The organism is Aeromonas allosaccharophila, from assembly GCF_016026615.1.
Lineage (GTDB): Bacteria > Pseudomonadota > Gammaproteobacteria > Enterobacterales > Aeromonadaceae > Aeromonas > Aeromonas allosaccharophila.
Window position 1 is genome coordinate 3,913,973 of the sequence record NZ_CP065745.1, and the last position, 12,100, is coordinate 3,926,072.

The following is a 12,100-nucleotide window of genomic DNA, read 5'->3' on the forward strand; positions in this document are numbered from 1 at the left end:
CCGTTTAACCTGTTGGTCACAGTGACAGGGTAGCGTGCGGTCTGGCGTGGTTTGTCTTGTTGTCAGGAGAAACAATTGGCGTTGTCTTGGCGCTGTGGCACCTTATACTCTCCCGCCCCATCCTGCCCAGGCATAGCCTTCTAGCGGAATTGTCATGAAGATCGCCATTTTATCCCGTGAGCCGAAAAACTACTCCACCCGCCGTCTGGTCGAGGTGGCGCAGGCGCGCGGTCATCAGGTCGAGGTGCTCGACACCCTGCGCTGCTATATGAATATCGCTTCCCACAACCCCTCCATTCACTACGAGGGTGGGGAGCTGGGAAGTTATGACGCCGTGATCCCCCGGATCGGGGCCAGCATTACCGCCTATGGCACCGCCGTGCTGCGCCAGTTCGAGATGATGAACACCATGGCCCTCAACAGCTCGGTGGCCATCAGCCGCTCCCGCGACAAGCTGCGGGCGATGCAGCTGCTCTCCCGCCACGGCATCGGCCTGCCCATCACCGGCTATGCCCACAGCACCCACGACGTGCCTGACCTCATCACCATGGTGGGCGGGGCGCCGCTGGTGGTGAAGCTGCTGGAGGGAACCCAGGGGATTGGCGTGGTGCTGTGCGAGACCCAGAAGGCCGCCGAGAGCGTGATCGAGGCCTTTATCCAGACCAACAACAACATTCTGGTGCAGGAGTATATCCGCGAGGCCAATGGCGCCGACATCCGCTGTCTGGTGGTCAACGGCAAGGTGGTGGCAGCGATGCGCCGTCAGGCCCAGCCGGGGGAGTTTCGCTCCAACCTGCACCGTGGCGGCACCGCCGAGGCGATCAAGATCACCCCGGAAGAGCGCGCTACCGCGGTGCAGGCCGCCAAGATCATGGGGCTGGATGTGGCGGGGGTGGATATCCTGCGCAGCGCCCGCGGCCCGCTGGTGCTGGAGGTCAACTCCTCCCCCGGCTTGCAAGGGGTGGAAGCTGCCTCCGGCAAGGATGTGGCTGGCAAGATCATCGAGTTCCTCGAACTCAAGGCGAGCCGCAAGAACAAACCGGCGGAGTGAGCCTCGGGCTCGCATCCGTCAGATAAAAACAGGGCGCCCTCGGGCGCCTTGTTGCTATCTGGCTGGTGGGTAGCGGGCTTGCCGGTGTCTGTTGTCTTCCTTCTCCCACTATTTTGAATAGACGGGGAGAAGGGCCGGGGATGAGGGGGCTATGCCTTCGTGGGGTCGCTGGTGCTCATCGCCAGCCGGGCGCTGAATACGCCATCCTCCAGCCGGGTATCGATCTGCCAACCCAGCTTCTCGCAGATGCGTTGGATGATGGTGAGGCCACAGCCGTAGCCGAGGATCTGATCCGGCGCCGCCGCCGTCGGGTTGCTGATGGTGAGCACCGGGCCACACAGCTCGATGTCGATATGTCCTTCGGCATAGCTCAGGGCATTTTTCAGCAGGTTGCCGAGGGCAATGGCGAGCAGGGAGAGGGGGGCGTTTACTTCGCTGCTCTCGTCCAGATTAAGCCGGATATCGAGTGCCTCCCGCTGCAACAGCGGAGCGAGGCGGGCCAGTTCCTGACGGATCAGCGGGGTCACCTGCTGCAGCGGTCGCTCCACTGCCTCCTTGCGGCCCAGCAGCAGGAAGGTCTCGGTGAGCAGTGCCATCTCGTCGGCGGCGGCGCGGATGCGGGTGGTGGCGCGGGCGGCCGGTGCGGGCAGATCTGTCACCTTGCCAAGCAGCGCGGCCGAGCCCTGGATCACCATGTTGGGGGTGCGCAGCTCGTGGCTGGCGAAGCGGCTGAACTCCTGCTCGCGGGCGAACACAGCGCTCACCTCCTGCTTGCCGGCCAGCAGCGCCAGCTCGATATCCCGCAGCTCCTGCCAGGGGGCGTCTGGCTCGAAATCCGCCTGATCCGGGGTGAGGTGGGCGACCCTCTGTTGCAGCCGTTGCAGCGGCCCTGTGATATGGCGCACCAGCCAGATGCCGAAGCCGAGGCAGCCCAGCAGCAGGGTTACCCCGATCAGCCGGGTGGCCAGATGCAGCTTGTCTTCGTAGGGGTCGAGGTAGTCATCGGCGTCGTCGTTGAACACCAGATAGAGCAGTCCCTCGCCGGAGGGGTGACGGGCCACCAGAAAGTGTTTGTCCTCCTTGCCCAGCTGATGCTCGAAAAAGCCGGGGGTCCGGTAGGGCTTCAACCATTTCGGCAGGCGGCCCGCCTCGGTCCAGTAGCTGGAGAACTGTCTGGGGCTCGGGGCGGCCGCCGCCGGGCCGAGTCGCAGCCAGTCATCGCTGTAGCGGGTCACTTCCGCCTCCAGCCAGTGGCGCAGGCTCAGCTCCTCCATCTTGTCCTCGGCCACCAGCATCAGGCCGGAGAGCAGGATCAGCAGCACCACGCCAGCGCCGCCGAGCGCCATGATCAGGCGGCGACGCAGGCTCGGCAGGCTCATGCGCTCACCAGTCGGTAGCCCTGACCGTGCAGGGTCTCCAGCATGGGAGTGGGGAAGGGTTTGTCCAGCGCGTTGCGCAGGGCGTAGATGTGGCTGCGCAGGGCATCGGAGTCGGGCTCCTCATCCCCCCAGACGGTGTCGAGCACCTCCTGACGGCTGACGATGGCGGGGGCACGGCGAGCCAGCAAGGCGAGGATCCGGAACGGGATCTTGCCGAGCTTGAGGGGCTCACCGGCGCGGGTGGCACGGCCGCTGGCGACATCGACCGTCAGATCGCCAAAGCTGATGGCCCCCACATCGCCGCGCGGGCCGCGCAGACTGAGGGCTTGCAGCCGCACCTCCAGCTCCTCCATGGCGAACGGCTTGACCAGATAGTCATCCCCTCCCGCCTTGAAGCCTGCCAGCTTGTCCTCCAGGCTGTCGCGGGCGGTGAGAAACAGCACGGGAGTGGCAATCCCCTGCTCGCGCAGGCGAGCCACCGTGCTGAGGCCATCGAGGCGCGGCATCATCACATCCATGATGATGACGTCGAAACGCTGCTCCTCCAGCAGTTGCAGCGCCGCCTGACCGTGATAGGCACAATCGAGACGGTGACCGGCCAGCTCCAGATAATCCATGATGGTTTCCGCCACCTGAGGATTGTCTTCCACTACCAAAATCTTCATGCTTTGCTCTCCTGGTTGGCGAGCGTTTCACGCTCTTTTCACACCGGATACGGCATCCTGTTTGCCAGTGTAACCCCGAGGATCCCTGATGAAGAAGTCTCTCTGCGCCCTCCTGCTGCTGATCTTGTTGCCACTTGGCACCGCACAGGCGACCGAATTCAAGCTGACCGGCCGCACCACCTGGCAGCTTGGCCAGCTGATGGTCAACGGCATGCCGTTCGTGATCGACGACCAGACCCGCTTCAAGGATTGGCTCAACGAGGATGATCTCGGCGGCACCTGGGTCGAGATGAAGGGGGTGGTGGAGAACGGCGTGCGCTATGTGCGCAAGGTCGAAGCCCTCGACGAAGATGACAAGGACGAGATGGATCTGGAGGGGCCGGTCGAAGGGGGGCGGATCTGGGGCTACACCACCTCGGACAACAGTCTGGTGCCGTTCGAAGGGCGCTGGCTGGAGCTGGAGTGCAAGTTTGACGGCATGCGCCTGAGCCGTTGCCGCGAGGATGACTGATCCGATCTCTGCGTTCCGATTAGAAATGCTCCCGAATGAAGCCCATGCTTGTCCAGCATGGGCTTTTTGTTCAGGGACGAACGAAGATGGAACAATCGAGAAAGTGGTGTGCATGGATGCTGGGTGTGCCGCTCTGGGCGGTGCAGGCGGGAGCCGACGAGCTGTGGCTGGTTGAGCTGGAGCACAACGACGGCATCCGCCTGCAATTTCAGGGGGCCGAGGTGGAGCAGGGCAGTGCCGCCGTCTGGCGGCAGGGGGAGATGTGGCCGCAGCCACTCAAACCCGGCGACCAGCTCGCCCTGCTGGTGGCCGATGGCGTTGCCACCCGGATTGAGCTGCTGGCCGCCAGAGCCCCGTTGACCAATCAGCCCTGGCAACGGGCGCAAGATCGCCTGCAATCTTTCGATGACCGGCAACTCACACTGGCCACCCTGGGCACTGTGCCACTCAATCCACAGGTGCGCTGGGTTAACGGCTCGGCTGCCGATCTGCACACCGGGAGCGAGCTGGTGCTGAGCCGCGACGAACAGGGCCGCTTAAGCGAAATCCTTGTCGTCAATCCGGAGGAGTAGTTGACCCGTCTACAATAGGCGGGTTTATCCTCTGCCCGTTGGATGAAGGAACCCCTATGTTGACGATTACCCGGCTGGCCAGAGAACTGGGCCTGAGCCGTACCACTCTGCTCTATTACGAACGCCTCGGTCTGCTGCTTCCCGCCCTGCGCGGGGAGAACGGCTATCGCCGCTATGGCGAGGCCGAGCTGGAACGGGGGCGGCAGATCGCCAGCTTTCGCGCCATGGGGCTGCCGCTCGAAGAGATCGGCACCCTGCTGGCGGCACGGCAGGAGAGCCACTCCTGCCTCGATGGTCACCTGATGCGACTGGAGCAGGAGATCGCCGAGCTAAGGCGTCAACAGCGGGCCATCATCCTCTATCGCCAACAGACACACGAGGAGATCCCCATGGTAGACAAGGCACGCTGGGTTGCCATCATGCAGGCCGCAGGCATGACCGAAGAGATGATGCGCAACTGGCATATCCAGTTCGAGAAGATGGAGCCACAGGCCCATCAGGAATTCCTCGAATCCCTGCAGATCCCCGCCGCGGAGATTGCCGCGATCCGCACCTGGTCGCGCGGGGTGTAACCCGGTCCGACCACAGCACCGGCCGTTGACCCGGATTGTTAACGGCTTGTGCTTTAGATTTTCCCCCTTATACTGGCGCCATCTTGTCGGAGTGCTGACCGTCGAACGACGCGAAGCTGAGACCGTTAATTCGGGATCCGTGGAACCTGATCAGGTTAAAACCTGCGAAGGGAACAAGGGTAACTTGCGGGTTACCGCGCCGGAGGAGGAACAAGCCTCTTCCGCTCATCGAAGGGATCACCCTTGATGGGTCAGGGCGCACAGGAGGGAGTCTGTTCCGTCCGGTTGTCCAGCGCGTGGGGCGCCTTGCCCACAACGTGCAGAGAGCGGAAAGCGGCAGAACAGCAGAGCGGAGATCCATCCCGCGTGCACTCCCTCCTGATATAAACACCCCGCCGCAAGTTCATCTTCTCCTCGAACTCCAGACAAGCAAACACCCATAACTTCAACCAGTTAATGTGAGTTTTGCTATGTCTACCAATGTTTCTGATACCGCCAAATCCAGCCGCCGCGAGCAGCGATCCAGCGCCCAAACTTTTATCGACAACCTCAAGGGGATGGCTCACCCCAACTCCCGCCGCATCTTTATCGAAGGCTCCCGCGCCGATATCCGTGTCCCGCTGCGGGAGATCCAGCTGGCCGACACCTTTGTCGGCGGTACCAAAGAGGCCCCCCGGTTCGAGCCCAACGAGCCGATCCCGGTCTACGACACCTCGGGCCGTTACGGGGAGGAGGGGGTCGCCATCGACGTGCGCCGTGGCCTGCCGCGCCTGCGGGAAAACTGGGTGCTGGAGCGGGATGATACCGACGAGCTGCCGGGCCTCAGCTCCACCTTCACTCAGGAGCGTCTGGCCGATGAGGGGCTGGATCACCTGCGCTTCGAGCACTTGCCAAAGCCGCGCCGCGCCAAGCCGGGTCGCCGGGTCACCCAGCTCCACTACGCCCGTGCCGGTATCGTCACTCCCGAGATGGAATTTATCGCCATCCGCGAGAACATGGGCCGCGAGCGGGTACGATCCGAACTGCTGCGCACCCAGCATCCGGGCCGCGATTTCGGTGCCCGTTTGCCCCAGAACATCACCCCTGAATTTGTGCGCGATGAGGTGGCCGCCGGTCGCGCCATCATCCCCAGCAACATCAACCACCCGGAAGCGGAACCGATGATCATCGGCCGCAATTTTCTGGTGAAGATCAACGCCAACATCGGCAACTCGGCAGTCACCTCCAGCATCGAAGAGGAGGTGGAGAAGCTGGTCTGGTCGACCCGCTGGGGCGCCGACACCGTGATGGATCTCTCCACCGGCCGCTACATCCACGAAACCCGCGAGTGGATCCTGCGCAACAGCCCAGTGCCCATCGGTACCGTGCCCATCTATCAGGCGCTGGAGAAGACCAACGGCATCGCCGAAGAGCTCACCTGGGAGCTGTTCCGCGACACCCTGCTGGAGCAGGCCGAGCAGGGGGTGGACTACTTCACCATCCACGCCGGCGTCCTGCTGCGCTTCGTGCCGATGACCGCCAAGCGCCTCACCGGCATAGTCTCGCGCGGCGGCAGCATCATGGCCAAGTGGTGCCTCTCCCACCACAAGGAGAACTTCCTCTACCAGCACTTCCGCGAAATCTGCGAGATCTGCGCCGCCTATGACGTGGCCCTGTCGCTCGGTGACGGTCTGCGTCCGGGCTCCGTCTATGACGCCAATGACGAGGCCCAGTTCGCCGAGCTGCGCACCCTGGGCGAGCTGACCAAGATCGCGTGGGAGTACGACGTGCAGGTGATGATCGAAGGGCCGGGCCATGTGCCGATGCACATGATCGAGCGCAACATGACCGAGCAGCTGGAGCATTGCCACGAAGCACCGTTCTATACGCTGGGCCCGCTCACCACCGACATCGCCCCCGGCTACGATCACTTCACCTCCGGCATCGGCGCCGCGCTCATCGGCTGGTATGGCTGCGCCATGCTCTGCTACGTCACCCCCAAGGAGCATCTGGGGCTGCCCAACAAGGAGGATGTGAAGCAGGGGCTGATTACCTACAAGATCGCCGCCCACGCCGCCGATCTGGCCAAGGGTCACCCGGGCGCCCAGATCCGCGACAACGCCATGTCCAAGGCGCGTTTCGAGTTCCGCTGGGAGGATCAGTTCAATCTGGCCCTCGACCCCGACACCGCCCGTGCCTACCACGACGAGACCCTGCCGCAGGAGTCCGGCAAGGTGGCCCACTTCTGCTCCATGTGTGGGCCCAAGTTCTGCTCCATGAAGATCACTCAGGATGTGCGCGCCTACACCGCCGAACTGAATGCCGCCAAGCTGGAGGCCGTGGAGATCAAGCTGGTCGGTATGGACGGCCAGCAGGAGCAGGTGGTGGCTCAGGTCGAGAGCGGCATGGCCCGCATGGCTGAGACCTTCAAGGAGACTGGCGGCGAGATCTACCATCAGGCGGCGGCGCTGAAACAGGCCGCAGGGGAGGAGGCGTGAGCAGCGCAAGCGGGGCTGTCAGCCCCGCCGATCTGTTGCCCATGACGGACTCGCTGCCTGTGGTCTGGACCATCGCTGGTTCAGACTCCGGTGGCGGTGCCGGTATTCAGGCCGACTTGCACACCTTGCACGACCTCGGCGTGCACGGCTGCTCGGTCATCTCCGCCATCACCGCCCAGAACTCGGTGGCGGTGAAGATGGTCGACCCCGTGCTGATGCAGACCTTCACCGCCCAGATCGACGCCCTTAACGTCGATCTGCCGCCTGCCGCCATCAAGATCGGCCTGCTGCCGACCCGGCTCCATGTCGAGGTGCTGGCCCGCCGACTGGCAGCCACCCCGGCCCCCTTCGTGGTCTACGACCCAGTGGCCATCGCCAGCACTGGCACCCCGATGGCGGAGCCCAATATGCTGGAGGCGGTGCGCGAGCAGCTGTTGCCACGCCTGTCGCTCATCACCCCCAACGGCCCCGAGCTGGAAGCCCTGACCGGCTTGCCGGTCAGCAGCCCCGAACTGGTGCGCCTCGCCGCCCGCCGCCTGCGCGAACTCGGTGCCCGCGCCGTGCTGGTCAAGGGCGGTCATCTGGAGTGGAGCGGCGATCTCTGCCTCGATTACTACCAGGATGAGACCCGCGAGTTCTGGCTGGCGGCTCCGCGCCTCGATACCCGCCACGGTCACGGCACCGGCTGCTGCTACGCCAGCGCCATCGCCGCCGTGGTGGCGCAGGATTATCCGGTGGAAGACGCCATCACCCTGGCGCGTGCCTACCTGCAACAGGGGCTGGCGGCGGCGCAGGGGGTTGGCGCAGGCCCCGGCCCCATCGCCCATCTTGGCTGGCCAGCTGATCTTGCCCACTTCCCCCGCGCCGTGCTGGCGGGTTCAACCCTCGATCGCCGCTTCGGACTTTATGAGACAAGCAGCGCCCGCCTGCCGCAGGGCCCCTTCGCGCCGACCGAACACAACCTCGGTCTCTATCCGGTGGTCGATTCGGTCAAGTGGCTGCGCCGCCTGCTGGGGCAGGGGGTCAAGACCATCCAACTCAGGATCAAGAATCTGCCCGCCGCTCAGGTGGCACCGGCTATTCGCGATGCGGTTGAGCTTGGTCGCCGTCATGGGGCGCGGCTCTTTATCAACGACTACTGGCAGCAGGCCATCGAGGCGGGCGCCTGGGGCGTGCATCTGGGGCAGGAGGATATGGAGACGGCTGATCTCGCCGCCATTCAGGCGGCCGGACTGCGCCTTGGCATCTCCACCCACGGCTACTTCGAGCTGATGCGGGCCCGCGAGCTGGCCCCCTCCTATATCGCGTTGGGACATATCTTCCCGACCAACACCAAGGCGATGCCTTCGCGTCCGCAGGGGCTGGTGCGGTTGCACCGCTACCGCGCCCTGATGGCGGAGTGGCCGACGGTGGCCATCGGCGGCATCAGCGAGGAGCGGGTGGCGGCGGTCAAGGCGAGCGGGGTCGGCAGTATCGCGCTGGTCTCGGCCATCACTGCCAGCGACGACTGGCAGGGGGCGACCGAGCGGCTACTCGCTGCCGTGGGGGCGGGGGATGAGCCGCGCTCGGCCACCGTTATGCGGGAGGTGGAACATGCTCTCTGATACGGAATATTTGCGCGATTCAGTTCGCCAGCTGACCTCGCTGGCCGTATGGGGAGGCACTGATGTTGGCTGATGCTGAATACCTCAGATACGGCCGCCAGCTGATGCTGGCGGAAGTGGGTGAGGCGGGGCAGGCGCGGCTGAAAGATAAGTCCGTGCTGATCGTGGGCTTGGGCGGGCTCGGCTCGCCGCTGGCCCTCTATCTGGCCGGGGCCGGGGTGGGCACCTTGTGGCTGGCCGATGGCGATACGGTCGATTCCAGCAACTTGCCGCGCCAGATCCTGTTCGACTCCGAGGCGGTCAACCACTCCAAAGCGGAGCTGGCCCGCGAGCGCTTGGCCGCCCACAACCCGCTGGTGGAGCTGATCGCCATCAATCAGCGGCTCGATGCTGCCAGCCTGCCGGAGTTTGTGGCCGAGGTAGATCTGGTGATCGACTGCTGCGACAACCTCGCCACCCGTCATGCCATCAACGCCGCCTGCGTGGGGCAGGGCAAGCCCTGGATCTCCGCCGCCGCAGTGGGTTGGCAGGGGCAGCTGATGGCGCGCACCAGCAGCGATCACGCCTGCTACGCCTGCCTCTATCCGCTCGATACCAAGATCAAGGAGAGCTGCGAGACCAGCGGCGTCACCGGCCCGCTGGTCGGGGTGATGGGCTCTTTGCAGGCGCTGGAGGCGCTGAAACTGTTGCTCAGGATGCCGAGCCCGGTCGCTGGCACATTGCGCCGCTTCGATGGCCTGACCCATCAGTGGCAAACCCTCACTCTGGCCCCCGACCCCGATTGCCCGGTTTGCGGGCAGCGCCGATGCTCGACACACGATAAGGAGATCACCTCATGACCCTCACCATTCGACTCAACGATAAAGCCCAGCCGCTGGCGGCAGGGCAGAGCGTGGCCGACCTGCTGACGGCGCAAGACGTTAATCCACAGGGCGTAGCGGTGGCCCTTAACGGCGCCGTGCTGCCCCGTGGCCGCTGGGCCGAGACCCGTCTCAATGACGGAGATGAACTTCACCTCTTTACCGCCATTGCCGGAGGCTGACCCATGATGCTCGCAGTCCCATCTTCGCGTGTTCTGCCTTGCGGCGGAACCTCATCTCTTCTTATCGCAGTGGCCGGAGGCTGACATGCTGACAATTGCCGATCACACCTTCTCTTCGCGCCTCTTTACCGGCACCGGCAAGTTTGCCCGCCCGGATCTGATGGCCGCCGCCATCGAGGCGAGCGGCTCCCAGCTCGTCACCATGGCCATCAAGCGGCTCGAACCGGGCAAGGCCCACGACGATATCCTCAGCCCCTTGTTGCAACTCGGGGTCAAGCTGCTGCCCAACACCTCAGGCGCCAAGACCGCCGCCGAGGCGGTGTTTGCCGCCCACTTGGCCCGCGAGGCGCTGGGGACGAACTGGTTGAAGCTGGAGATCCACCCCGATCCGCGTTATCTGCTGCCCGACCCCATCGAGACGCTGAAAGCCGCCGAGCAGCTGGTGAAAGAGGGCTTTGTGGTGCTGCCCTACTGCGGCGCCGACCCCGTGCTCTGCAAGCGGCTGGAAGAGGTGGGCTGCGCCGCCGTGATGCCGCTTGGCGCGCCCATCGGCTCCAATCAGGGGCTGGTGACCCGGGAGTTTCTCTCCATCATCGTCGAGCAGGCCAATGTGCCTGTGGTGGTGGATGCAGGCATAGGTGCGCCGAGCCACGCCGCCGCCGCCTTTGAACTGGGCGCCGATGCCGTGCTGGTCAACACCGCCATCGCGGTGAGCGGCGACCCGGTCGCAATGGGCCGTGCCTTTGCACTGGCCTGCACCGCTGGTCGCAGCGCCTATGAGGCAGGCCTTGGCGCCCGCGCCCTGCAGGCACAAGCCTCCAGCCCGCTCACCGATTTTCTGGGGGCGTTATGAGTCATGACATAGGGGCGACCATGAACATCTCCCCCTTGCCCCAAGGGCAGCCAGAGGTTTGCCCCCCTCTCCCTCTGGGAGAGGGGGTGAGGGCGCCGGGGTTGAGGGCTAAGGAGCCTTCCTTTCTCGACCGCTGGCAGGAGCTGGAGTGGGACGATATCGGCATGCAGATCCGCGCCAAAACTGCCGCCGATGTAGCGCGAGCCCTGAGTGCCCCGCGCCGCACGCTGGCGGATTTTATGGCGCTGATCTCCCCAGCTGCCGAGGCATTTTTGCCGCAGATGGCGGCCGAGGCCGAGCGGCTGACTCGCCAGCGCTTTGGCAACACCATCGGCTTCTATGTGCCGCTCTATCTGTCGAACCTGTGCGCCAACGACTGCACCTACTGCGGCTTCTCCATGAGCAACCGCCTCAAGCGCAAGACCTTGAATGCAGAGGAGATAGAGCGCGAGTGTCTGGCCATCAAGGCGCGCGGTTTTGACAGCGTGCTGCTGGTGACCGGCGAGCACGAGCACAAGGTGGGGCTCGCCTATTTTCGGCAGGTGATGCCCATCATCCGCCGCCACTTCAGCACGGTAGGGATGGAGGTGCAGCCCCTCTCGCAGGCCGACTATGCCGAACTGAAGAGCCTCGGCCTCGACGCCGTCATGGTCTATCAGGAGACCTACCACGCCCCCACCTATGCCCGCCACCATCTGCGCGGCAACAAGCGGGACATCGCATGGCGCCTCGCCACGCCGGATCGGCTCGGCCGCGCCGGTATCGACAAAATCGGGTTGGGGGCGCTGATCGGTCTCTCCTCGGACTGGCGCGCCGACAGCTACTTTGTCGCCGAGCATCTGAGCTGGCTTGAGCGCCACCACTGGCAGAGCCGCTACTCGCTCTCCTTCCCGCGCCTGCGCCCCTGCACCGGCGGGCTGGAGCCTGCCGTGGTCATGTCGGATCGCCAGCTGGCCCAGCTTATCTGCGCCTGGCGCCTCTTCTCGCCCACGCTGGACTTGTCCCTCTCCACCCGCGAGTCGGCCACCTTTCGCAACGGCGCGGTGCGCCTTGGCATCACCCAGATGTCGGCCGAGTCGCGCACCCAGCCGGGTGGCTATGCCGAGGGGGATAAAGAGGAGCTGGAGCAGTTCGCCATCCACGACGATCGCCAGGTCGGTGAAGTCGCCGCCGCCGTGCGGCAGGCGGGGTTGCAGCCGGTGTTTAAGGATTGGGAGCCGTTTTTGGGCCGATAGGGGCGGCCATGCCCCCTTTGCCGGTGGCATCCGGCGTCCAGCCAGACTCCGTGCCTGTGGCAAGCAGGCACGGCTGCACCGTGCAATCGTAGGGTCGATTAGCCGGTAGGCGTAATCGTCCGTTTCGAGGTATGGCGTT

General features: G+C 64.6%; 12 protein-coding genes and 1 riboswitch. Of the genes, 10 read left to right on the forward strand and 2 right to left on the reverse strand.

Annotation, left to right across the window (positions count from 1 at the left end; genetic code table 11):
• Positions 1-154 precede the first annotated feature (154 nt).
• A complete protein-coding gene (gene rimK, locus I6G90_RS17920; RefSeq protein ID WP_005340088.1) occupies positions 155-1,051 on the forward strand; it encodes a 30S ribosomal protein S6--L-glutamate ligase in 897 nt (298 codons plus the stop codon).
• 149 nt (positions 1,052-1,200) lie between these two features.
• On the opposite strand, the gene I6G90_RS17925 is transcribed toward rimK, so the two are convergent.
• Both I6G90_RS17925 and I6G90_RS17930 read right to left on the reverse strand, forming a co-directional pair.
• Positions 1,201-2,430: a sensor histidine kinase gene (locus I6G90_RS17925; RefSeq protein WP_197928549.1), complete on the reverse strand. Its 1,230-nt coding sequence runs from the start codon at positions 2,428-2,430 to the stop codon at positions 1,201-1,203.
• Positions 2,427-3,095 carry a response regulator transcription factor gene (locus tag I6G90_RS17930; protein ID WP_005340090.1) on the reverse strand — a complete coding sequence of 223 codons (669 nt, stop codon included), beginning with the start codon at positions 3,093-3,095 and terminating at the stop codon, positions 2,427-2,429. Before I6G90_RS17930 ends, I6G90_RS17925 begins: the two co-directional genes overlap by 4 nt.
• Positions 3,096-3,183: 88 nt before the next feature.
• Between I6G90_RS17930 and I6G90_RS17935 the strand changes: the two genes are divergently transcribed.
• From I6G90_RS17935 to thiH, 9 genes are all read left to right on the forward strand, one after another.
• Positions 3,184-3,606, forward strand: coding sequence for a hypothetical protein (locus I6G90_RS17935; protein WP_100654676.1), 423 nt, complete (start codon positions 3,184-3,186; stop codon positions 3,604-3,606).
• Between the two features lie 86 nt (positions 3,607-3,692).
• A complete protein-coding gene (locus I6G90_RS17940) occupies positions 3,693-4,178 on the forward strand; it encodes a hypothetical protein (RefSeq protein ID WP_197928551.1) in 486 nt (161 codons plus the stop codon).
• 56 nt (positions 4,179-4,234) lie between these two features.
• Entirely contained in the window at positions 4,235-4,750 is a 516-nt protein-coding gene (locus tag I6G90_RS17945) for a MerR family transcriptional regulator (protein WP_197928553.1), read from the forward strand.
• Between the two features lie 77 nt (positions 4,751-4,827).
• A riboswitch (TPP riboswitch) is annotated at positions 4,828-4,940 on the forward strand.
• A 280-nt stretch (positions 4,941-5,220) separates the two neighbouring features.
• A complete protein-coding gene (thiC, locus tag I6G90_RS17950; RefSeq protein WP_197928555.1) occupies positions 5,221-7,227 on the forward strand; it encodes a phosphomethylpyrimidine synthase ThiC in 2,007 nt (668 codons plus the stop codon).
• On the forward strand, positions 7,224-8,831 hold the full coding sequence (gene thiE / locus I6G90_RS17955; RefSeq protein WP_197928557.1) for a thiamine phosphate synthase: 1,608 nt from the start codon (positions 7,224-7,226) through the stop codon (positions 8,829-8,831). Before thiC ends, thiE begins: the two co-directional genes overlap by 4 nt.
• A gap of 62 nt (positions 8,832-8,893) precedes the next feature.
• Positions 8,894-9,670, forward strand: a complete 777-nt coding sequence (locus tag I6G90_RS17960) for a HesA/MoeB/ThiF family protein (protein WP_197928559.1) — start codon at positions 8,894-8,896, stop codon at positions 9,668-9,670.
• On the forward strand, positions 9,667-9,873 hold the full coding sequence (thiS, locus tag I6G90_RS17965; protein WP_197928561.1) for a sulfur carrier protein ThiS: 207 nt from the start codon (positions 9,667-9,669) through the stop codon (positions 9,871-9,873). Before I6G90_RS17960 ends, thiS begins: the two co-directional genes overlap by 4 nt.
• Before the next feature lie 85 nt (positions 9,874-9,958).
• Entirely contained in the window at positions 9,959-10,726 is a 768-nt protein-coding gene (locus tag I6G90_RS17970) for a thiazole synthase (RefSeq protein WP_005357775.1), read from the forward strand.
• 20 nt (positions 10,727-10,746) lie between these two features.
• Positions 10,747-11,961, forward strand: coding sequence for a 2-iminoacetate synthase ThiH (thiH, locus tag I6G90_RS17975; protein WP_197931219.1), 1,215 nt, complete (start codon positions 10,747-10,749; stop codon positions 11,959-11,961).
• The last annotated feature ends 139 nt before the right edge of the window (positions 11,962-12,100 follow it).